This is a genomic window from Pseudomonas sp. OV226 (assembly GCF_003148705.1).
GTDB lineage: Bacteria > Pseudomonadota > Gammaproteobacteria > Pseudomonadales > Pseudomonadaceae > Aquipseudomonas.
In genome coordinates this window covers 201,575-221,859 of sequence record NZ_QGGS01000005.1, presented here as the reverse complement: position 1 = coordinate 221,859, position 20,285 = coordinate 201,575, and the positions used below count along the sequence as shown (strand labels likewise).

The 20,285-nt window shown below is 58.9% G+C and carries 16 protein-coding genes; 8 read left to right on the top strand and 8 right to left on the bottom strand.

The window, feature by feature from the left end:
- Positions 1-80: 80 nt before the first annotated feature.
- Genes C7534_RS12300 through mfd form a run of 3 tightly spaced genes read right to left on the bottom strand, consistent with a single transcriptional unit; the run spans position 81 to position 6,812 of the window.
- On the bottom strand, positions 81-2,774 hold the full coding sequence (locus C7534_RS12300; RefSeq protein WP_109785933.1) for a DEAD/DEAH box helicase: 2,694 nt from the start codon (positions 2,772-2,774) through the stop codon (positions 81-83).
- An 11-nt stretch (positions 2,775-2,785) separates the two neighbouring features.
- Positions 2,786-3,352, bottom strand: a complete 567-nt coding sequence (locus C7534_RS12295) for a CsiV family protein (protein WP_109785932.1) — start codon at positions 3,350-3,352, stop codon at positions 2,786-2,788.
- 10 nt (positions 3,353-3,362) lie between these two features.
- On the bottom strand, positions 3,363-6,812 hold the full coding sequence (gene mfd / locus C7534_RS12290; RefSeq protein WP_046026983.1) for a transcription-repair coupling factor: 3,450 nt from the start codon (positions 6,810-6,812) through the stop codon (positions 3,363-3,365).
- Between the two features lie 363 nt (positions 6,813-7,175).
- Between mfd and C7534_RS12285 the strand changes: the two genes are divergently transcribed.
- The 3 genes from C7534_RS12285 to sthA all read left to right on the top strand — a co-directional run bounded on the left by C7534_RS12285 (position 7,176) and on the right by sthA (position 11,385).
- Entirely contained in the window at positions 7,176-8,639 is a 1,464-nt protein-coding gene (locus C7534_RS12285; RefSeq protein ID WP_046026982.1) for a glyceraldehyde-3-phosphate dehydrogenase, read from the top strand.
- A gap of 127 nt (positions 8,640-8,766) precedes the next feature.
- The gene (locus tag C7534_RS12280) at positions 8,767-9,792 is read left to right on the top strand and encodes an FAD:protein FMN transferase (RefSeq protein ID WP_109785931.1); all 1,026 of its coding nucleotides are present in this window, start codon (positions 8,767-8,769) and stop codon (positions 9,790-9,792) included.
- Positions 9,793-9,990: 198 nt separating this feature from the next.
- Positions 9,991-11,385, top strand: a complete 1,395-nt coding sequence (sthA, locus tag C7534_RS12275) for a Si-specific NAD(P)(+) transhydrogenase (RefSeq protein WP_046026980.1) — start codon at positions 9,991-9,993, stop codon at positions 11,383-11,385.
- A gap of 42 nt (positions 11,386-11,427) precedes the next feature.
- Here the strand turns inward: sthA and C7534_RS12270 are convergent, their stop codons facing one another.
- Together C7534_RS12270 and C7534_RS12265 are read right to left on the bottom strand one after the other, a co-directional pair.
- Positions 11,428-12,150, bottom strand: a complete 723-nt coding sequence (locus tag C7534_RS12270; RefSeq protein ID WP_046026979.1) for a glycerophosphodiester phosphodiesterase — start codon at positions 12,148-12,150, stop codon at positions 11,428-11,430.
- Between the two features lie 14 nt (positions 12,151-12,164).
- Positions 12,165-12,743, bottom strand: coding sequence for a PilZ domain-containing protein (locus C7534_RS12265; protein ID WP_109785930.1), 579 nt, complete (start codon positions 12,741-12,743; stop codon positions 12,165-12,167).
- Between the two features lie 94 nt (positions 12,744-12,837).
- Between C7534_RS12265 and C7534_RS12260 the strand changes: the two genes are divergently transcribed.
- The 3 genes from C7534_RS12260 (at position 12,838) to C7534_RS12250 (ending at position 16,089) form a co-directional block, all read left to right on the top strand.
- A complete protein-coding gene (locus tag C7534_RS12260; RefSeq protein WP_046026977.1) occupies positions 12,838-14,088 on the top strand; it encodes a lipoprotein-releasing ABC transporter permease subunit in 1,251 nt (416 codons plus the stop codon).
- Positions 14,089-14,095: 7 nt separating this feature from the next.
- On the top strand, positions 14,096-14,779 hold the full coding sequence (lolD, locus tag C7534_RS12255; RefSeq protein ID WP_162830870.1) for a lipoprotein-releasing ABC transporter ATP-binding protein LolD: 684 nt from the start codon (positions 14,096-14,098) through the stop codon (positions 14,777-14,779).
- 65 nt (positions 14,780-14,844) lie between these two features.
- Positions 14,845-16,089: a lipoprotein-releasing ABC transporter permease subunit gene (locus tag C7534_RS12250; RefSeq protein WP_046026976.1), complete on the top strand. Its 1,245-nt coding sequence runs from the start codon at positions 14,845-14,847 to the stop codon at positions 16,087-16,089.
- A 126-nt stretch (positions 16,090-16,215) separates the two neighbouring features.
- On the opposite strand, the gene C7534_RS12245 is transcribed toward C7534_RS12250, so the two are convergent.
- Together C7534_RS12245 and C7534_RS12240 are read right to left on the bottom strand one after the other, a co-directional pair.
- Entirely contained in the window at positions 16,216-17,565 is a 1,350-nt protein-coding gene (locus C7534_RS12245; protein ID WP_109785929.1) for a heavy metal sensor histidine kinase, read from the bottom strand.
- Positions 17,565-18,245: a heavy metal response regulator transcription factor gene (locus tag C7534_RS12240; protein ID WP_046026974.1), complete on the bottom strand. Its 681-nt coding sequence runs from the start codon at positions 18,243-18,245 to the stop codon at positions 17,565-17,567. The genes C7534_RS12245 and C7534_RS12240 overlap by 1 nt, the downstream gene beginning before the upstream one ends.
- 155 nt (positions 18,246-18,400) lie before the next feature.
- Here C7534_RS12240 and copI point away from each other — a divergent pair, with 155 nt between their 5' ends.
- Positions 18,401-18,934, top strand: coding sequence for a copper-resistant cuproprotein CopI (gene copI / locus C7534_RS12235; protein ID WP_109785928.1), 534 nt, complete (start codon positions 18,401-18,403; stop codon positions 18,932-18,934).
- Positions 18,935-18,995: 61 nt separating this feature from the next.
- On the top strand, positions 18,996-19,826 hold the full coding sequence (gene queF / locus C7534_RS12230) for an NADPH-dependent 7-cyano-7-deazaguanine reductase QueF (protein WP_109785927.1): 831 nt from the start codon (positions 18,996-18,998) through the stop codon (positions 19,824-19,826).
- Positions 19,827-19,998: 172 nt separating this feature from the next.
- Here the strand turns inward: queF and C7534_RS12225 are convergent, their stop codons facing one another.
- Positions 19,999-20,262 (bottom strand): DUF4404 family protein, encoded by a 264-nt coding sequence (locus C7534_RS12225; RefSeq protein WP_109785926.1) that lies wholly within the window; start codon positions 20,260-20,262, stop codon positions 19,999-20,001.
- Positions 20,263-20,285 lie beyond the last annotated feature (23 nt).

The following is a 20,285-nucleotide window of genomic DNA, read 5'->3' as shown; positions in this document are numbered from 1 at the left end:
CAAGCCCACTCCCACAGGATTGATGTTGACCTTGTGGGGGCGGGCTTGCCCGCGAAAGCAATCGATCAGACGCAGAGACGTCAGCGCTTCTCCAGCTTATCCGGCAGTGGCGCAAACAACGCTTCAATATCATCGTTCTGCAACTTCCAGTCCCCGGCCTTGCGTCCATCCAGAACGCCGGCAGCCAGGTCGGATTTTTCTTTTTGCAGATGTTGAATCTTCTCTTCCACTGTGCCCCGGGCAATCATCTTGTAGACGAACACCGGTTTCTCCTGGCCAATTCTATAAGCCCGGTCAGTCGCCTGGTTTTCCGTTGCCGGGTTCCACCAAGGGTCATAGTGAATCACCGTATCCGCTTCGGTCAGGTTCAAACCAACACCGCCGGCCTTCAGGCTGATCAGAAAAATCTGACGCTTGCCGCTCTGAAATTCCTTCACCGGCGCACGTCGGTCGCGGGTTTGTCCCGTCAGCAGCGCGTACTCGACGCCACGCTTCTTCAGTTCGACTTCGATAAGCGCCAGCATTGACGTGAACTGCGAAAACAGCAGAATCCGCCGACCTTCTTCAAACAATTCCTCAAGCATTTCCATCAAGCTGTCGAGCTTGCCCGATGTGCTGCCGCGAGACGGCAGGGCGGCATCGTTGACCAGGCGCAAATCACAGCACACCTGACGCAGCTTCAGCAGCGCCTCAAGAATGATGATCTGGCTGCGCGCTACGCCTTTGCGGGTGATCTCGTCGCGGACCTTTTTGTCCATGGCCAGGCGCATGGTTTCGTACACATCGCGCTGGGCTTCGTTGAGCTCGACCCAGTGAATGATCTCGGTCTTTGGCGGCAATTCTTTCGCGACCTGTTCCTTCGTCCTGCGCAAAAGGAACGGTTTGATCCGGCCGTTGAGGTGCGAAAGCCTGACTTCGCTTGCGCGTTTTTCAATCGGCACCCGGTAGTCGCTGTTGAAGCTTTTTACATCCCCCAGCCAGCCGGGCAGCAGGAAGTGAAACAGCGACCACAGCTCACCCAAATGGTTTTCCAGCGGTGTGCCACTCAGGCACAGGCGCTGGCGCGCATTGAGCTCGCGGGCGGCCTGGGCTGCCTTGCTGTTGGGGTTCTTGATGTACTGCGCTTCATCCAGCACCAGTACGTGCAATGGCTGCGTGGCAAGACGTTCGACGTCCTTGGGTAGCAGCGCATAAGTGGTCAGGATCAAGTCGTAATCGGCCAGATGGTCGAAATGTTTTTTGCGACTGGCGCCGTACAGTGCCAGCACTTTGAGTTGCGGCGTGAAGTGCGCCGCTTCGTCGAGCCAGTTCGGGATCAGGCTGGTGGGCATCACCACCATGCACGGCCGATCCAGGCGCCCGGCATTTTTCTCGGTAAGAACATGCGCCAGGGTTTGTAGGGTTTTGCCCAGGCCCATGTCGTCCGCGAGAATCCCTCCGACCTCCAGTTGCCGTAACGACTGCATCCAGCTCAGGCCTTCCAGCTGATAGGGGCGCAGGGTTGCGTTCAAGCCTTCCGGTACGGTCGCAGTGTAGTCCTTGATGTCGCGAAGACGCTGGGCGAACGAGCGGATCTGTTCCCCGCCTTCCCACAGCAGCGGCATGTCTTCCAGCGGATTCAGGCGCGTGGCGTCAGCCTTGCTCAAGCGCAGCGTGGTTTCGCCGGGTTCTTGCAGATAGAACTCGCCGAGCGTCGCCAGTACCGGCTTCAAGCGCCCGAAGGGCAGGGCGACTTGCAGTGGGCCGTATTCGGAGTTCGGACGATTGGGAATGTTCACCAGAATCAGCTCGTCGTCGCGCCGGCGGGCCAGGCGCTCCGGGTTGAGGATTTCGGTGTGGGAGCGCATCAGGTTCAACAGGATCGGCAGTAAACTCAGGCGCTCGCCATTGACGATAATCCCCAGCTCGAGATCAAACCAGTCGCGCTCCGGTGCCTGCTCGACGGTGGCGTACCAGTCGTCCACGGCGGTCAGGTCGAAACCGAAGTCTTCGTCGATCTGCAATTCCCAACCTTGGGTGCGCAGCTTCGGCAGCTCATTCAGGGTGAACGTCAGCCAGGCACTGTCATTGACCATCTCGTAGAGCTCGCCGGCGCTTTCCGGCAACGCTTTACTTTGCCGGGTGGCAATCTTGAAGCCAAGGATTCGCAGCTGTTCTCTGTAGGTTTGTTCGACGTCCGGGTGACGTTTTATCCGCAGCGTCTGGGTTTCCTGGCGAATCAGGATGTCGGTGTTCTTTTGTCCGCAGACGTATTCATCCAGATAGCTGAAAGACAACGCCGCGCGATGCTGGATATAGCGCTGCATTTTGCCGTTGCGCGGTTCGAAAGCGCTGAACTCGATACTCGCCAGCCACAGTCGCGGCACCGGTTGGACATTATCCACCAGGATTTGCGGAGGTGCTTTCGGGCTGCGGTTTTCCAGCACGGCCTGAAGTTTTTCCAGTAGCTCGGCGTCCTGCGCGGCGGCGGGGTAGTCCAGGGTTTCCTGGACCTTCAGCAGTACCGCTGCGCAATGTTTGCAGTTGTTGTGAACCGGGCAGGTGCACGTCGCGTCGACCATCAGCAAGGTGGCTTTGGCCGACTCGCGCAGGCGAATGGTCTGACGGTAAACGTTACCGCCAGAACCTTCGCACGCGGCGATAATCGTAGCATCGCCGACCTCGACGATTCTGACGCGATTCTCCAGGGCGTAGCGACGGCCGCGCTCCAGGCTTTGCTCTTTGAACCGGCTGACCCAGGAAGGTCCCAGGGGTTTGCTCAGGGTCGAGGTCATAGGGACTTCAATCAGTCCGGAATTTCATCGGGGACTGGCCGAGGTGCAGGGGCGGTAAGCGAGGTGATCTTGATCAGCAAGCCGAGGTGGCCGTTGTCGAGGAAGTTCAGCTGGCCGTTCTTGGTATGGCTTTCTTGCTTGAGGCGCTCGCTGGCGGTGACCATGCCGTTGGCGTCGATCTGGTTAACCCAGAAATCGGCGTCTACGTCGGTGAATCGTCCCAATTTCAGGTTCAGCGTGCCCTCGATCGGGAATTGGCCGAACTGTTCCTTGCCGTCGCTGATCGCGATTTTGCTCGGTGCTTCACCGAGTGTCTGTTGCCAGGCTTTGTGCAGCAACACAGTGTAGTCGGCGCTGGCGGTGAGTTTTTCCACTTCGCCATTCAGGCTTGGCGTACGCAGGCTGTCAGGTTTGATGCTTTGTGCGCCGGCGGCCCAGTCTTCCGGTGCTGCGCGGCTAACGATAGCAGGCACAGCGTTTTGGCGGACCAGAATCATTTCGACCTGATACAGGTCATCGGCAAACGCCGTTGGAGCGACCAGGGTTGTCAGCAAGGTCAGTAAGCGAAACAGGCGCATGCGGCGTCCTTCAAGCAGTTTTCGGGATGAGGCACTCAAGCAGCGCCTCTACAGTATTAAAGCGCTCTTGCGGGCTTTCCATCGGGACCATGAATTTAAACATCGTGGCACCTTCGAATTTGTAGCGTTTGGGTTGGCCCTGAATCAGTTTGATCAGTGTCAGCGGGTCGACCGGCGTCTGCGCCGCGAACTCGATGCGGCCACCTTGCGGGCCGCCGTCGACTTTCTTGATGCCCAGCAGTTCGGCCTGCAGCTTCAGCGCGGTGATGCGCATCAGGTTCTTGGTCGGTTCCGGCAACAGGCCGAAACGGTCGATCATTTCAACTTGCAAGTCTTTGAGGCCATCTTCATCGGTGGCCGAAGCAATGCGTTTGTAGAGAATCAATCGGGCGTGAACGTCCGGCAGATAGTCTTCGGGAATCAACGCCGGAACGCGCAGATTGACTTCCGGGCCTCCGCCCAACGGCTGATCCAGGTTGGGTTGCTCGCCCTTGCGGATCGATTTCACCGCGCGCTCGAGCATTTCCATGTACAGCGTAAAGCCAACCGCCTGGATCTGCCCGCTTTGACCGTCGCCCAGCAACTCACCTGCGCCACGGATTTCCAGGTCGTTGGTGGCAAGCACGAAGCCCGCGCCGAGGTCCTGGGTGTTGGCAATCGCTTCCAGGCGTTTTTCTGCGTCCGGGGTAATTTGCTGGCGCGGCGGCGTCAGCAGGTAAGCGTAAGCCTGGTGGTGACTGCGCCCGACACGGCCGCGCAACTGGTGCAGTTGTGCCAGCCCGAATTTGTCGGCGCGCTCGATGATGATGGTGTTGGCGCTCGGCACGTCGATGCCGGTCTCGATGATGGTCGAGGCGATCAGCACGTTGAAGCGCTTGTGGTAGAAGTCGCTCATCACCTGTTCGAGTTCGCGTTCGCGCATTTGTCCGTGGCCGATGCCGATCCGCGCCTCTGGCACCAGTTCGGCGAGGTCGGCGGCGCATTTCTCGATGGTCTTCACGTCGTTGTGCAGGTAGTAAACCTGACCGCCACGCAGCAATTCCCGCAGCAGGGCCTCTTTGACCGTGCTCTTGTTCTGCTCCATGACGAAGGTGCGCACCGACAGGCGACGAGCCGGCGGGGTTGCGATGATCGACAGATCGCGCATGCCCGACACTGCCATGTTCAGCGTGCGCGGAATCGGCGTGGCGGTCAGGGTAAGAATGTCGACTTCGCTGCGCAACGCCTTCAGCTGTTCCTTCTGACGAACACCGAACCGGTGCTCTTCATCGATGATCACCAGCCCAAGGTTTTTGATCTTCACGTCATCTTGCAGCAACTTGTGGGTGCCGATGACGATGTCGATCTTGCCTTCGGCGAGATCCGCGACCGCGGCGTTCACTTCCTTGGTCGACTTGAAACGACTCATCACTTCCACGGTCACCGGCCAATCGGCAAACCGGTCGCGGAAGCTGTTGTAGTGTTGCTGGGCGAGCAGGGTGGTCGGTACCAGAATGGCGACCTGACGACCGCCGTGCACGGCGATGAAGGCGGCGCGCATCGCCACTTCGGTCTTGCCGAAGCCAACGTCGCCGCAGACCAGGCGGTCCATCGGCTTCGGCGCGAGCATGTCGGCGCGTACCGCTTCAATGGTGGTTTGCTGGTCCGGGGTTTCTTCGAACGGGAAACCGGCGCTAAAGGTCGCGTAGTCGGCTTTCGGGTCTTCGAAGGCATAGCCTTCGCGCGCGGCACGACGTGCGTAGATGTCGAGCAGTTCGGCAGCCACGTCGCGCACCTGTTCGGCGGCTTTGCGTTTGGCTTTTTGCCAGGTTTCGGAGCCGAGACGGTGCAGCGGGGCCAAGGCATCGTCGCTGCCGGTGTAGCGAGCGATCAGGTGCAGGTTGGCCACCGGCACGTAAAGCTTTGCGCCTTCGGCGTATTGCAGCGTGAGGAATTCGGCCGCCTGATCGTCGATTTCCAGCGTCGCCAGCCCGAGGTATCGACCGACACCGTGATCGATATGCACCACCGGCGCGCCTTCGCGCAGTTCGGTGAGGTTCTTGATGACCGCATCGTTATTGGCGTCGGCGCGTTTTTCGCGACGACGGCGCTGCATCACTCGCTGACCGAACAGCGGGCTTTCGGCAACTAGCGCCAGCGCCGGATCATCGAGCACCAAGCCTTCGTCGAGCGGGGCAATGGTGATCGCCAGGCGTTCTTTGCTGGAGACAAAGTCCGGCCAGCTGTCGACGGTTTTCGGTCGCAGTTTCAGGCGTTCGAGTAATTCCAGCAGCACTTCGCGACGGCCCGCCGACTCGGCGGTAAACAGAACGCGTCCGGGGAATTCATCGAGGAAGCCGGCCAGTGCCGCCAATGGCTGAGTGGCCTTGGCTTCAATGGCCAGGTTTGGCAATTCCCGCGCCGGGAAGCGCTCTCGACCGACACCGGTTTCCACGTCCTGTTGGCTGGCGACGACGCGGGGCCAGGTCTTCAGGCGTGCAAAGCAGTCTTCGACTGGAAGGAACAACTCGGCCGGCGGTAATAAAGGGCGGGACGGGTCGACACGGCGTTCTTCGTAGCGATTGCGCACGTCGTTCCAGAAATTCTCCGCCGCCTGCTCGATGCCCGGCAGGGAAAACACTTGCGTGTCCTGTGGCAGGTAATCGAACAGCGTCGAGGTTTCCTCAAAGAACAGCGGCAGGTAGTACTCGATACCTGCTGGTGTGATGCCACTGCTCAAATCCTGAAAGATCGGGCAGCGACGGAAATCGACATCGAAGCGCTCGCGAAAGCGTGCCTTGAAACGGGTGACCGCGTCTTTTTGCAGCGGAAACTCCCGCGCTGGCAGCAAGCGGACAGTGTCGACCTTATCGATGGAGCGCTGGTTTTCGGGATCGAATGTGCGCAGCGTCTCGATTTCGTCATCAAACAGGTCGATGCGGAACGGTAGTTTGCTGCCCATCGGGAACAGGTCGATCAGCGAGCCGCGCACGGTGAATTCGCCGTGCTCGTACACCGTGTCGACATAGCGATAACCGCTGGCTTCAAGCCGCGTGCGCATTTGTTCGACGTCGAGTTTCTGGCCAACATCCAGCACCAGGCTGCTGCCGAGCAGGAATTTGGTCGGCGCCAGGCGATGCAGGGCTGTGGTGATCGGCACCACCAGAACGCCATGGTTCAGCTCCGGCAGCCTATATAAGGCAGCGATGCGCTGGGAAATGATGTCCTGGTGCGGCGAAAACAGATCGTAGGGCAGGGTTTCCCAGTCCGGGAAATGCAACACGGGCAAATCCGGGGCGAAGAAGCTCAGCTCCTGCTCCAGCCGTTCGGCACTTTGGCTATCGGCGGTCAGCAGCAGGGTAAAGCGCTTGGCAGCGCTGGCAGCCTCGGCAATTGCCAGGCTGAGGGCAGCACCGGGCAGGTTGCCCCAATGCTGTTTACCTGCCGCGGCAGGGAGAAGCGGTAGACGCAGAACGGGCACGGAAGGTTGAGCTCCAAGCGTTGCGACAAAGTCGGTAATTGTAGCGGTCCCGGGTGCCGCCTGTCAGTTGCAGACTGTGTCTATTACGCAGGTTTGGCGAAATGTAGTGGTAAAGACAAAATTCGGCGGTTTTTTACTGGAAATGACTGGGTATGTAGTGGCAAAACCAATGAGTGTTACGGAGGGTTACGGATAAGGGCGCGCTGTCTCCAAAAAATTGACTGCGCTGAAAGCCCCGGTTTTATTGGGCTTTGGCGAGGTGTGATTTTTTTGAACAGGAAAATGTTACGGATCGCACGACAAGCGCGCATTGCTACGGGAGGGAGTCGGCGGCATAATGTAGCCCCTTTTTTCTGCCCCTACATGTGGAAGGTTCCCGTGACTCAGAAGCCCGACCAGTGTCTTGGTGAATGGATCGACCGTGAAGCACTCGCAGAAGCGATGATTCCGCTTATCGGTCAGCTCTACCGCAATAACAACGTGGTGAGCTCGATCTATGGCCGCAGCCTGATCAACCGTTCAGTCATTGCGATTCTCAAAGCTCACCGCTTTGCTCGTCATCGTCAGTCCGATGACAGCGAATTGTCCGTCCACGAAACATTCCCGCTGCTCAAAGCGATGAGCGAGCTCAAGCTCGGCGCCGCTTCGGTAGACCTGGGCAAGCTTGCGGTCAAGTTCAAGACCGAAGGCAAAGGCCGTACTGCCGAGCAGTTCGTCCGTGAAGAACTGGCTGATGTGGTTGGTCAGCAAAACGTTGCCGCGCGCAAAGGCACCGACGTTGTCCTGTACGGCTTCGGTCGTATCGGCCGTCTGCTGGCGCGCATCCTGATCGAGAAAACCGGTGGTGGCGACGGCCTGCGTCTGCGCGCCATCGTTGTCCGCAAGGGCGCCGAGAACGATCTGGTCAAGCGTGCAAGCCTGCTGCGTCGTGACTCGGTTCATGGTCCGTTCGATGGCACCATCACCATTGATGAAGCCAACAGCACCATCACCGCCAACGGCAACCTGATCCAGGTTATCTACGCGAAAAACCCGACTGAAGTGGACTACACCCAGTACGGCATCAAAGACGCGCTGCTGGTGGACAACACCGGTGTATGGCGTGATGCCGACGGCCTGGGCCAGCACTTGGCTTGCCCGGGGATCGATCGCGTTGTTCTGACCGCGCCAGGTAAAGGCAAGCTGAAGAACATCGTTCACGGCATCAACCACGGTGAAATCACCGCTGATGACAAGATCGTTTCTGCCGCTTCCTGCACCACCAACGCCATCGTGCCGGTGCTGAAAGCTGTCAACGACAAGTTCGGCATCATCAATGGTCACGTTGAAACCGTTCACTCGTACACCAACGACCAGAACCTGATCGACAACTTCCACAAAGGCGATCGCCGTGGCCGTAGCGCCGCGCTGAACATGGTTATCACCGAGACCGGTGCTGCCACTGCTGCTGCCAAGGCTCTGCCTGAACTGGCTGGCAAGTTGACCGGTAACGCGATCCGCGTTCCGACGCCAAACGTGTCGATGGCCATTCTCAACCTGAACCTTGAGAAAGCCGCCACCCGCGAAGAGATGAATGAGTACCTGCGCTACATGGCGCTGCACTCCGATCTGCATAAGCAAATCGACTACGTCAATTCGCAGGAAGTGGTTTCCACCGACTTCGTTGGCTCGCGCCACGCAGGTGTTGTGGACGCTGAAGCGACCATTACCCAAGACAACCGCGTTGTTCTGTACGTTTGGTACGACAACGAGTTCGGTTACAGCTGCCAGGTAGTTCGCGTAATGGAAGACATGGCCGGTGTAAACCCGCCAGCTTTCCCGCGCTAAGCGCTATCCGCTGCAAATGAAAACGCCCCGACCTAGGTCGGGGCGTTTTTGTTTGTGCGGTGATCATACCCTCATTTCTATCGCATAATGGCGGGCCTTGACGGCGTGTCTGGGCTTTTTTCAGGGGATGCAGGATTTGTTGAATTGGCGGCTTTTCAGTCTCGTCACATTGATCGCCGCGTTGCCAGGCTGCGGCAACAGCGACTCCATGGAGAGTTTCGGCGGCCCGACCATGGGCAGTACTTATTCGATCAAGTACGTGCGCCGCGAAGGTCTTCCCGCCCCAAAAGACGTCAAGGTCGAAGTCGAAAAAATCCTCGCTGAGGTCGATCAACAAATGTCGACCTACCGCAGCGACTCGGACATCGAGCATTTCAACGATCTCCCTGCCAATCGCTGTCAAAAAATGCCTCCGCCCATCCTCAAGTTGATCCGTGTTGGCGAACAGCTGTCAGAGCAAAGCGAAGGCTCCTACGACTTGACGGTAGAACCATTGCTCAACCTTTGGGGGTTCGGCCCGCAGGCGCGAGCGGAAACTGTTCCCTCTGCTCAAGCGCAGGCAGAGGTTAGGCAGCGTGTCGGATACCAGCACCTGCGCATCGACGGTGATCAGTTGTGCAAGGATGCCGCCGTCGAAGTCGACTTCAACAGCATCGCCGCCGGTTATGCCGTCGACACCATTGCCGCAAAACTCGAAGCCATGGGTATCCACAATTACCTCGCCGAAGCCACGGGCGAACTCAAGGCTGCCGGCAAAAAAATCGATGGCTCAGCGTGGCGCGTCGCCCTGGAAGAGCCTCGTGACGACCAGCAAGTGGCGGAGCGCATCATTGCTGTCGATGGCTATGGCGTTTCCACCTCCGGTGACTATCGCAATTATTTTCAGCAGGACGGAAGGCGTTATTCCCACACCTTCGATGCCCGCACCGGTGCTCCGGTCCTACACACTCTGGCGTCAGTAACGGTGATTCATCCTTCGGCATTGATGGCCGATGGACTATCGACGCTGTTGCTGATTCTCGGCCCTGAACGGGGGTGGGACTATGCCCAGGCACATGACATCGGTGCATTCTTTGTGATTCGTGCCGATACAGGTTTCGTCACACGAACCAATCAGGCTTTCGAGCGGCTCAGTGGTGCAAAAACTGACTGAGGACAATACGAAAGCTGGCGTTGTAGTGCAGGCAAAAGTAGCCTACGACGCGACCAAGGGTTAATGTGCGCGGCGTTGACGCTTCTATAGACTGTGTCCGGGTTCTGCACTGGCCCCAAATTGTTCCTTCACGCCACAGATTGGCGTGATTTAGCCGCAGGGTGCCGATGGCATCGCGGCCTGTTCTGAGGAGTACGCATGGCTGTCTACAACTACGACGTGGTGGTGTTGGGTTCCGGCCCGGCGGGAGAAGGCGCGGCAATGAACGCCGCCAAAGCAGGGCGCAAGGTGGCGATGGTCGATAGCCGTCGCCAGGTCGGCGGCAACTGCACCCACCTGGGTACCATCCCGTCCAAGGCACTGCGTCACTCGGTCCGGCAGATCATGCAGTTCAACACCAACCCTATGTTCCGGGCCATTGGTGAGCCGCGCTGGTTCTCGTTTCCGGACGTACTGAAAAGCGCCGAGAAAGTCATTTCCAAGCAAGTCGCTTCGCGCACCGGCTACTACGCCCGTAACCGCGTCGACGTGTTTTTCGGTACCGGCAGCTTCGCCGACGAGCAAACCATCGAAGTGGTCTGCGCCAACGGTGTGGTCGAAAAGCTGGTAGCCAAGCACATCATCATTGCCACCGGTTCGCGTCCTTATCGCCCGGCGGACATCGATTTCCACCACCCGCGTATCTACGATAGCGACACCATCCTCAGCCTCGGCCACACCCCGCGCAAACTCATCGTTTACGGCGCCGGTGTGATCGGTTGCGAATACGCGTCGATCTTCAGCGGTCTGGGTGTACTGGTCGAGCTGGTGGACAACCGCGGTCAGTTGCTGAGCTTCCTCGACTCCGAAATTTCCCAGGCGTTGAGCTACCACTTCAGCAACAACAACATCACGGTTCGCCACAACGAAGACTACGATCGCGTTGAAGGCGTGGACAGCGGTGTGATCCTGCACCTCAAGTCCGGCAAGAAGATCAAGGCCGACGCCTTGCTCTGGTGCAACGGCCGTACCGGCAACACCGATCAGTTGGGTCTGGAAAACATCGGCGTGAAGGTCAACAGCCGTGGCCAGATCGAAGTCGACGAGGCTTACCGCACCTGCGTACCAAACATCTACGGTGCCGGTGATGTCATCGGCTGGCCGAGCCTGGCGAGTGCCGCGCATGACCAGGGGCGTTCGGCTGCTGGCAGCATCGTCGACAATGGCAGCTGGCGCTTCGTCAATGACGTGCCGACCGGCATCTACACCATTCCGGAGATCAGCTCGATCGGCAAGAACGAGCAGGAGCTGACTCAGGCCAAGGTGCCGTACGAAGTGGGCAAGGCGTTCTTCAAGGGCATGGCGCGGGCGCAGATTGCCGGTGAGCCGCAAGGCATGCTGAAAATCCTGTTCCACCGTGAAACCTTGGAAGTGCTGGGCGTTCACTGCTTCGGTTATCAGGCGTCGGAGATCGTGCACATCGGTCAGGCGATCATGAACCAGCCGGGCGAACTGAACACGCTGAAGTATTTCGTCAACACGACGTTCAACTACCCGACCATGGCCGAAGCCTATCGGGTAGCGGCGTACGATGGCCTCAACCGGCTTTTTTGACGGGCTCCGGCCGGTGGCCTGAGCCGGCCGGGGAGACCGATTTCAGCAATTCTCGAGCGTGGCGCTGGCCAAACCGGGAAAGTCTGTAATCAGGCTGTCAACGCCGAAGTCGGCGAGTCTGCGCATCAGCGCGGGCTCGTTGACTGTCCATACCGACACATGCAACCCCTGGCGCTGCGCCTTCTGCAGGCGCTCCGGCGTACACAGGGTCCAGTTCAACGCCAGAATCTCACAGCCGTAGCTTGCCGCAACCTTCAACGGGTCGAGCCAGGCGTATTCGGCCACCAATCCGCGAGACACGTCCGGCACCAGGTCCAGCGCGGCTTTCAGCACTTCGCGTGAACTTGAGGTGATCGTGACCTTGTCGAGCAGACCGAAACGCTGAGCCATTTCACGAATCGCCAGTACCGTCGTCGCAGCGCGAGTGCGTGAGGCGCTCTTGACTTCCAGTTGCCAGTGATCGAAGTCGCACTTCTCGAACAATTCTTCCAGCGTCGGGATAGGGCAGGGTTTGATCCAGCCCGGGCCACCCTTGCGTGCGTCGTAGGTCACCAATTCGGCCGCCGTGTGTTCGACGACTTTGCCGCGACGGTCAGTGGTGCGTTTGAGTGTCGGGTCGTGTATGACCATCAACTCATTGTCCATGGACAAGTGCAGGTCCAGTTCGCAGCGGCGCACGCCGTGCTTGAGGCATTCCTGAAAACTGATCAGGGTGTTTTCCGGTGCTTCGCCCTTGGCGCCGCGATGGCCGTAGATGAGGGTCACGGTTCTTCCTTAAATTAAATGCCTGATTCGTTTTCGCGGGCCAGTCGTCGTTCCTGGGCCTGCTTTTGCAAAATATAGCGGGCGAGCAACTGCCGTTGAGCATCGGTCGGGCGTTCGAACTCGGTGCCGATATCAAAGGCACCAGCCTTGCGGTCGCAATGGGTGACGCGGGCTCGCAGCAACAGGCCGAGGGCTTGCGGCATCAGCACCATTTTGACGGACAGGTGTGCACCTACGGATATAGGTGTCGGGTGCTGGAAGTCGATGCCGCCTTCGGAAATGATCACCGGCTGCGGTTCGCCGATCTGTCCGAGCACGGTGATCGCGATCACCTGGCTCAGTAAATCGATACGTTTGTTCTGGGATTTCAGGAAGGCTGCGAGGTTGCGCTCGCGCTCACTGATCTGGCGTAACAGGTGTTGTGACTCGAATTCGCTCAGGTGCAGTTCGCTGAGCAAGTTGAATAGTGGAGAAGCATCCTGCAACACTTCCAGGCCTGCGGCCTCGGGAGCGGACAGGGTCCGAATTTCCAGTGCGATCGTGTCCTCGATACGGTAGTATTCGCGGCGATCTTCTTCATCTAATGTCGACATGGCGAACCCATGGTAGCGGCGGTGGTCTGAGTGTAAAGCTGGTTATCGACCCCCGCCACAAGGACGTTCCTTTTCCCTCCGAACAAGCCCCGACATGTTCAGACCTCTCTTCGCATTTATTGGCACGCGTTATACCCGTGCAAAGCGTCGCAATCATTTTGTGTCGTTCATTTCCCTGACCTCGATGATCGGACTCGCCCTTGGCGTAGTCGTGATGATTGTGGTGCTGTCGGTCATGAACGGCTTCGATCATGAGATGCGCACCCGTGTGCTGGGCATGGTGCCCCACGCGACCATCGAGTCCGGTGAGCCGATCAGCGACTGGCAAAGCCTGGCCGCCAAGGTCAAGCAGAACTCGCAGGTGACGGCCGTTGCGCCGTTTACTCAGATGCAGGGTTTGCTGACCAACAACGGCAAAGTCTCCAAAGTCCTGCTCAACGCCATCGATCCTGCGCTTGAACGGCAGGTCTCGATCATTGATAACTTCATGCAGCAGGGCAAACTCGACGATCTCGTTCCGGGCGAATTCGGCATCGTTATCGGCGACAAGGCGGCAGCCAAGCTCGGCGCGGCTATCGGCGACAAACTGACGTTTGTCGCGCCAGAGGTCACCGTGACCCCGGCTGGCATGTTCCCGCGCATGAAACGCTTTACCGTGGTGGGCATTTTCCATGTGGGCGCCGGTGAGCTGGACGGCTACCTGGGCATCACCAACCTGCAGGACCTGGCCCGGCTGCACCGCTGGAAGCCGGATCAGGTCCAGGGCATCCGCTTGAAGTTCGACGACCTGTTCCAGGCGCCGCGCACCGCGTGGAGCATCGCCCAGCAACTCGGCGAGGACCGTTTCTACGCCCGTGACTGGACGCGCACCCACGGCAACCTGTATCAGGCGATCCGCATGGAAAAAGCCATGATCGGTTTGCTGTTGCTGCTGATTGTCGCCGTTGCTGCGTTCAACATCATTTCCACGCTGGTGATGGTGGTGAACGACAAGAAGGGCGACATCGCGATTCTGCGCACACTGGGCGCCACGCCGCGCACGATCATGGCAATCTTCATGGTGCAGGGTACGGTCATCGGTGTGGTCGGTACGCTGATCGGCGCTGTGGTCGGGATCTTCGCCGCGTTGAATGTCAGCGCCGCGATCTCGGCGCTTGAAGGCCTGATCGGCCACAAATTCCTTAACGCCGACGTGTACTTCATCGATTACCTGCCGTCGCAAGTGCAAAGCCAGGATGTGTTGATGGTCTGCGCCGCCGCGTTGGTCCTGAGTTTCCTCGCCACCCTGTATCCAGCCTGGCGTGCCGCGCGCACCCAGCCTGCGGAGGCGCTACGTTATGAGTGAGTCGGGCATGAGTGATAAAGCAATCTTGAGCTGCCGCAACCTGGGCAAATCCTACGAGGAAGGTCCGGAGTCGGTTGAGGTTCTGGCCGGTCTGCAACTGGAACTGCACCCGGGTGAGCGCGTAGCGATTGTCGGCAAGTCGGGTTCTGGCAAAAGCACCTTGCTCAATATGCTGGGCGGGCTCGATACGCCGACCAAGGGCAGCGTCTGGCTCGACGGTGAAGAACTGTCAGCGCTGAGCGAGAAGAATCGCGGCCTGCTGCGTAACCGCGCCCTCGGGTTCGTTTACCAGTTTCACCACTTGCTGCCGGAGTTCACGGCCCTGGAAAACGTCTGCATGCCGCTGCTGATCGGCAAGACGTCGATCCCCGAGGCGCGTCAGCGTGCCACGGCGTTGCTGGAGCGCGTAGGGTTGGGCCATCGTCTGGAGCACAAACCGGCCGAATTGTCCGGTGGTGAACGCCAGCGTGTGGCCATCGCTCGTGCCTTGGTGAACAACCCGGGCCTGGTGATGCTCGACGAGCCGACCGGCAACCTCGACTCCCACACAGCCCAGGGTATTCAGGATTTGATGCTGGAACTCAGCACCTCGATGCGCACGGCGTTCCTGGTGGTGACCCACGACATGAACCTGGCCCGCCAGATGGATCGCGTCCTGCATTTGCAGGAAGGTTGCCTGACACCCATCTGATTGGCCGAAACCCGGTGTGCTGAACAGTGCGTCGGGTCTTTTATTTTTATACGGTGCCCCAGCGAATGTTCAGACCGTTATCGATCTTTATCGGCACGCGCTATACCCGCGCCAAGCGCCGCAATCGCTTTGTTTCCTTCATCTCGATGACCTCGATGATCGGCCTCGCCCTGGGTGTGTTGGCGATGATCGTGGTGTTGTCGGTCATGAACGGATTTCAGCGCGAAATGAGCTCACGCATCCTTGGCATGGTGCCGCATGCAACCATCGTCGGCGTTAACCCGATCGACGATTGGCAGCCCGTTGCGGCGGCCGCGATGAAAAACCCGGAAGTGACGGCCGCCGTGCCGTTCACCGAAATGGAGGGCATGCTGTCCTACAAGGGCTCGATGCAGCCGATCCAGGTCAGCGGTGTCGATCCGGCACTCGAAGGCAAGGTTTCAATTGTCGCCAAGCACATTGTTCAAGGGCGCCTCGATGCCCTGAAGCCGGGTGAGTTCGGCGTGGTGATCGGTGAAATCACGGCCCGGCGCTTTCGCTTGAACGTCGGTGACAAGATCACCCTGATCGTGCCGGAAGTGAGTACTGCGCCGGGCGGGATTACCCCGCGCATGCAGCGCCTGAACGTGGTTGGCGTGTTCAAGGTCGGTGCCGAGCTCGACGGTTCGATGGCGTTGATCCACGTCGCCGATGCAGCGCAGATGCAGCATTGGGAGCCCAATCAGGTGCAGAGTGTGCGCCTGGCGGTGAAGGATTTGTACGCGGCGCCGCAAGTATCCAGCGATATCGCCAGTGGTTTGGGTGCTGCCTATAAGGCTGACGACTGGACCCACACCCAGGGCAGCCTGTTCAGTGCGATGAAGATGGAAAAAACCATGATCGGCCTGCTGTTGCTGATGATTGTCGCGGTGGCGGCGTTCAACATCATCGCCACCTTGATCATGGTGGTGAACGACAAAGGCGCGGATATCGCGATCCTGCGCACGATTGGCGCTACGCCTGGGCAGATCATGGCGATCTTCATGGTTCAGGGGACGGTGATCGGTGTTTTCGGGACCTTTATCGGCGGCGTGCTCGGCGTGATCGCGGCGCTGAACGTCAGTGAAATGGTGGGCTGGATCGAGCGGGTGAGCGGCCAGCACATCTTCAGTTCTGATGTGTACTTCGTCAGTAACCTGCCTTCGGAATTGCAGGGCGCCGATGTGCTGCTGATTTGCTCGGCGGGGTTCATCTTGAGCTTTCTGGCGACCGTCTACCCGGCCTGGCGTGCGGCGAAAATTGAGCCAGCTCACGCGTTGCGGTATTCGTAACTCCTGAAATCGCCATCGCGGGCAAGCCCGGCTCCCACAGTTGATCGAGTTGAATCACACATTTGTGAACGACTCAAAACCCTGTGGGAGCCGGGCTTGCCCGCGATGAGGCCGGTACTGCTGGCCTCAATCTCCCTTTGGCAACTCAATCACAAACCGCGTCCACCCATTCGCTGATTCGCAACGAATCTGCCCGCCATGGGCACGCACGATCGACTGCGTAATCGCCAACCCCAACCCCGCATGTTCGCTGCTGCCTTCCTGGCGCGCCGGATCGGCCCGATAAAACCGGTCAAACAATCGCGGTAGCAACGCCCCGTCAATCCCATCGCCACTGTTCTCAACCACCAGGCTCAACCCTTTAGCCTCCTCGACAATCCGCACTCGAACCTCACCCTGGGCCGGTGTGAACCGCAACGCATTGTCCAGCAGGTTGGACAATGCCCGACGGAGCATGCTGCGATCACCCTCCAGATGCGCGGTGCCTTCCCGCGTGAGCGTCACCTGAGCGTCTTCCGCCAGCGGTGCAAAATACTCCAGCAACAGATCCACTTCCTGCGCCAGCTCCAGCGGCTCGCGTTTGGGCGTCAGCAATCCGTGATCCGCCTTGGCCAGGTACAACATGTCGTTGACCAGTTGCGCCATCCATTGCAGTTCTTCGAGGTTGCTGTGCAGCGCCTCGCGGTAGTCCTCGATGGGCCGGGGGCGGGTGAGGGTGACCTGCGTGTGGGTCAGCAGGTTCGACAGCGGCGTGCGCAATTCATGGGCGATGTCAGCGGAGAACGCGGAGAGCCGTTGAAAAGAGGCATCAAGGCGTCCGAGCATGGCGTTAAAGCTGTGGGCCAATTCCGCGAGCTCAGGCGGCATGTCTTCTTCGGGCAGTCGAGCATTGAGCGATTGCGCCGACACACCGCTGGCGACCGCGCTCATGCGCCGCAACGGGCGCAACCCGCTACGCGCAGCCCAGGCGCCGAGCAGGGCGGTGGCCAGGGCTGACAAACCCACGGTCAGCCAGATCAGGTGCTGCATGCGTTGCAAAAAGTGCTGGTGATGGGTGATGTCCAGCAATAACGTCAGTTGTGGGGAATCCGGTCTATCGTCAAACAATGGCGCAATCAGCACGCGGTAGTCGGTGCCGTCGTTGTTCAGGGTCGATAAACCGGGCTGTTGCGGGAGTTTTTCCGGCAGGTGCGCGGAACTGTCATACCAGCGCTGGCCGTCACTGCCGGTGATGCGTAGCGACAAATCAGCCTGGCGGCTGAGTTCATCTGCCAGTCTGATTTCGCTCTCGCTGGATTGAATGTCCTGAAGCGCCCGGCGTAAACCAATCAATTTCCCGTCCAGCAATTGCTGATCGAGTTCGACGAAGTGCGCTTCGCTGGCACGGCTGAACAATACTCCGGCGAATAGCGAAACCACCGCCGTGCAGGCCGCAAACAGCAACGCCAGACGGCTGCTCAACGAAAGGTGCCGCATCAGGCTGCACGCTCTTCGAGGACGTAGCCCATGCCGCGCACGGTGTGTATCAGTTTGTTGGGGAATTCATCGTCGATCTTCAGACGCAACCGACGGATCGCGACTTCGATCACATTGGTGTCGCTGTCAAAGTTCATGTCCCACACTTGCGAGGCAATCAGCGATTTGGGCAGCACTTCACCCTGGCGACGCAGGAGCATTTCCAGCAGGGCGAATTCCTTGGCCGTCAGGTCGATGCGCTGGCCGCCGCGCTCAGCGCGCCGCCGAATCAAGTCCAGGTGCAAGTCTGCCAGTTGTAATTGGGTTTCCTGAGGTGAGGCGCTGCCGCGACGCAGCAGGCTACGGACCCGGGCCAGCAGTTCGGAGAAGGCGAATGGTTTGACCAGGTAATCATCGGCGCCCAGTTCGAGGCCATGAACCCGATCTTCCACTGCGTCTCGTGCGGTCAGAAAAAGTACCGGTGTGTCCAGGCCATTACTGCGCACTGCTTGCAGAATCTGCCAGCCATTGCGGCCGGGCAGCATCACGTCGAGAATCAACAAGGCGTAGTCACCGCTCAGCGCCAGTTGTTGGCCGGTGTTGCCGTCAGCCACCAGTTCTGCGTTGAACCCGGCCTCGGTCAGGCCCTGACGCAGGTAGTGGCCGGTTTTCGGTTGGTCTTCGACGATCAGCAGTTTCATGGGCAACTCGAGATAAATGGAACGAACGCTTTATACCGTGGGCAGCGTTAATTCAGGTCAACCTGACAAAGTTGTAATCTGGCTGTCAGGTTGCGGGCAGTGACAGCAGTTTAGAGTTTTCCACAGGCTGAACCTTATCTTGTTGGAGTACGACGATGTTTTTGCGCAAATCTTTGCTGCCGGTGGTGTGTTTGTTGGCGCTGAACTCGCCAGTGTGGGCCGGCCCGGCAAACACCTACGATTTCGGCCAACCTGCGCCGGCGGCCAAGGCGACTCGCAGTGTTGAAGTGGTGATGGGTGATATGTCGTTCTCGCCCAAGGCCATCGATATCAAGGCCGGTGAGACCATTCGTTTTGTGCTGGTGAATAAAGGCCAGTTGCTGCACGAATTCAACCTCGGTGATGCAGCGATGCATGCCAAACACCAGCAGGAAATGTTGCAGATGCAACAGAGCGGCATGCTGGCGCCTATCGCCATGAAGGAAATGGACCACAGCGCCATGGCCGAAATGGACCACTCATCCGGGCAGGGAATGAAGCATGACGACCCGAACAGCGTGCTCGTGGAGCCGGGCAAGACCGCCGAGCTGACCTGGACCTTCACCAAGGCCACCAACCTGGAATTTGCCTGCAATATCCCTGGCCATTATCAGGCTGGCATGGTCGGCAAGTTGACTGTCAGTCAGTAAGGACTCAATGGCGGGAGCAAAGGCTGGTAGAATCCGCTGATTCTTCAGTCAGGTTTCCGCCATGCATCCCGCAGCCGAACATTCGCCGCTGGGCAAATCCAGCGAATACATCGCCACTTACACGCCGTCCTTGCTGTTCCCGATCCCGCGTACTGCGAAATGGGCCGAGTTGGGCCTGACGGCTGAAACCCTGCCGTATAAAGGCGTGGATTTCTGGAACTGCTTTGAGCTGTCGTGGCTGTTGCCGTCGGGCAAGCCCGTGGTGGCGATTGGCGAGTTCAGCATCCCGGCGGATTCGCCGAATATCATCGAATCGAAGTCGTTCAAGCTGTACCTGAACTCACTGAACCAGACACCGTTTGCCGACACGGCAAGCCTTGAGGCGACACTGGCCAAAGACCTGTCGGCCGCTGCCGGCAAACCGGTCGGTGTGCGCATTCGCAGCTTGAAAGATGTCGAAGCCGAAGGCGTCGTGGCGCTGCCCGGCGTGTGCATTGATGACCTGGACATCAGCGTCAGCAACTACGAGCATCCGCGCCCGGAACTGCTGCGTTGCGATGAATCGCGCATCGTGGAGGATAGCGTGCACAGCCATTTGCTCAAATCCAACTGCCCGGTTACCAGTCAGCCGGATTGGGGCAGTGTGGCGGTGGAATACCGTGGCGCGGCACTGGATCACGCGAGTTTGCTGGAATACATCGTGAGCTTCCGACAACACTCGGACTTTCACGAGCAGTGCGTGGAGCGGATTTTCCTCGACTTGCAGCGGTTGTTGAAACCGGAGAAGTTGACGGTGTATGCGCGCTATGTGCGCCGTGGCGGGTTGGATATCAACCCGTACCGGAGCACCGAAACCGTCCAACTGCCGAATCATCGGTTGGTGCGTCAATAAAAATCCAATGTAGGAGTGAGCCTGCTCGCGATAGCTGACTGACATTCAATATTGATGTCGTCTGATCCACCGGTATCGCGAGCAGGCTCACTCCTACAAGGGACTGCGTTTCAAATTGTGGACATGAAAAAGCCCCGCCAGTGATGGCGGGGCTTTTTTGCGTCTGGCGGGTTCAGATGCCCATGTTACCCAAGGCTTGCGCGATGTTGCGCAGGGTGCCAGCCAGGGTAGGGTGTTCGAGTTCGAAGCGTTCAACTGCCAGGTTAACGCCATCGGCGAGGCTGGCGTCCTGGGTTTTGGTTTCTAGCTCAAGCTTGAGTTCGATCTGTTGCATCAGTTCATGCAGGTTTTCGCGTTCGGATTCGGACAGTGGAGGATTCTGTTCCAATTGCTCGCGCAGGGCATTGAGCTGTTCTTGCAGTTCGCGGGCAGGCATGGCGTTCTTCCTTCTCTCGATTG

Coding starts and splice junctions, on each gene's coding strand:
- C7534_RS12300 (WP_109785933.1), bottom strand. CDS start 2,774: ATGACCTCGACCCTGAGCAAACCCCTGGGACCTTCCTGGGTCAGCCGG.
- C7534_RS12295 (WP_109785932.1), bottom strand. CDS start 3,352: ATGCGCCTGTTTCGCTTACTGACCTTGCTGACAACCCTGGTCGCTCCA.
- C7534_RS12285 (WP_046026982.1), top strand. CDS start 7,176: ATGTGGAAGGTTCCCGTGACTCAGAAGCCCGACCAGTGTCTTGGTGAA.
- C7534_RS12280 (WP_109785931.1), top strand. CDS start 8,767: ATGCAGGATTTGTTGAATTGGCGGCTTTTCAGTCTCGTCACATTGATC.
- sthA (WP_046026980.1), top strand. CDS start 9,991: ATGGCTGTCTACAACTACGACGTGGTGGTGTTGGGTTCCGGCCCGGCG.
- C7534_RS12265 (WP_109785930.1), bottom strand. CDS start 12,743: ATGTCGACATTAGATGAAGAAGATCGCCGCGAATACTACCGTATCGAG.
- C7534_RS12260 (WP_046026977.1), top strand. CDS start 12,838: ATGTTCAGACCTCTCTTCGCATTTATTGGCACGCGTTATACCCGTGCA.
- lolD (WP_162830870.1), top strand. CDS start 14,096: ATGAGTGATAAAGCAATCTTGAGCTGCCGCAACCTGGGCAAATCCTAC.
- C7534_RS12250 (WP_046026976.1), top strand. CDS start 14,845: ATGTTCAGACCGTTATCGATCTTTATCGGCACGCGCTATACCCGCGCC.
- C7534_RS12245 (WP_109785929.1), bottom strand. CDS start 17,565: ATGCGGCACCTTTCGTTGAGCAGCCGTCTGGCGTTGCTGTTTGCGGCC.
- C7534_RS12240 (WP_046026974.1), bottom strand. CDS start 18,245: ATGAAACTGCTGATCGTCGAAGACCAACCGAAAACCGGCCACTACCTG.
- copI (WP_109785928.1), top strand. CDS start 18,401: ATGTTTTTGCGCAAATCTTTGCTGCCGGTGGTGTGTTTGTTGGCGCTG.
- queF (WP_109785927.1), top strand. CDS start 18,996: ATGCATCCCGCAGCCGAACATTCGCCGCTGGGCAAATCCAGCGAATAC.
- C7534_RS12225 (WP_109785926.1), bottom strand. CDS start 20,262: ATGCCTGCCCGCGAACTGCAAGAACAGCTCAATGCCCTGCGCGAGCAA.